Annotated in this window: 1 protein-coding gene; it reads right to left on the bottom strand. The window is 69.3% G+C overall.

From position 1 onward, the window contains the following. The coding region (locus HA630_RS01875; RefSeq protein WP_371809182.1) for an MASE2 domain-containing protein at positions 1-512 on the bottom strand (512 nt) is incomplete at its 3' end. Positions 513-760: the final 248 nt, after the last annotated feature.

The following is a 760-nucleotide window of genomic DNA, read 5'->3' as shown; positions in this document are numbered from 1 at the left end:
CACAGCCCCGTCACCCACGGGCCATGCTGCCAGGCCAGCGACCAGCCGTTGACCGCCGCCACCGGCACCGCCCCCAGCGTGAACAGGCCCACCGAGCGCAGCACCCCGCGCCGGCCCTGGGTCAGGGCGTTGCTGACCGCGGTGTTGATGAACAGGGTGAAGGTGATCCACAGCGGGAACGCCAGCGCCGCGGCCCAAGCCCCCATGAGCGCACTGTCGAGCAGCAGGTTGTTGAGCTCGGCCCCCTGGGTATCGTTGGCGCGACGGGCGCGCCAGTACAACAGCTGCGGATAGAGCAGAAACTGAAAGACCAGCAGCACCCAAGCCCAGCCGGCATGACCGGCGGTCCAGAGCTGCAGCCCCACCGCCAGGCCGGCCGCCGCAAACCAGAGCGCGCGGACACGCCGGTTCGCCGCCACCGTCCAGTGGGCGGAGGGCGGTTGTCTGGTCTGACGCGTCGCCATCAGAGCGCCCGCAACACCGCGCCGGACAGGCAGGCGCACCGGAAACACGCCATCCGCAGGGCGGTGGTGCCTTGTTGCGCCAAAGTCATGGTTGTTCTCCCTCGCGTGTCCCAGTGGCCGGAATCGACCGCTGTGCCACCAACGTCATAACCAGTGCCGGCACAGTACCGATAGGTTAGCGCATTCGAGGTGGGGTCGGTTGCTTTCGTGGGGCCATTCGCGGCCCTCGCGGTTGAGCCACACGGCCTGCATGCCCACCCCCAACGCCCCCAGCACGTCGTGGCCGGGGTCGTCGC

The sequence above is a fragment of the Aquabacterium sp. A08 genome, assembly GCF_011742065.1.
This window is presented reverse-complemented; position numbering and strand designations above follow the sequence as displayed.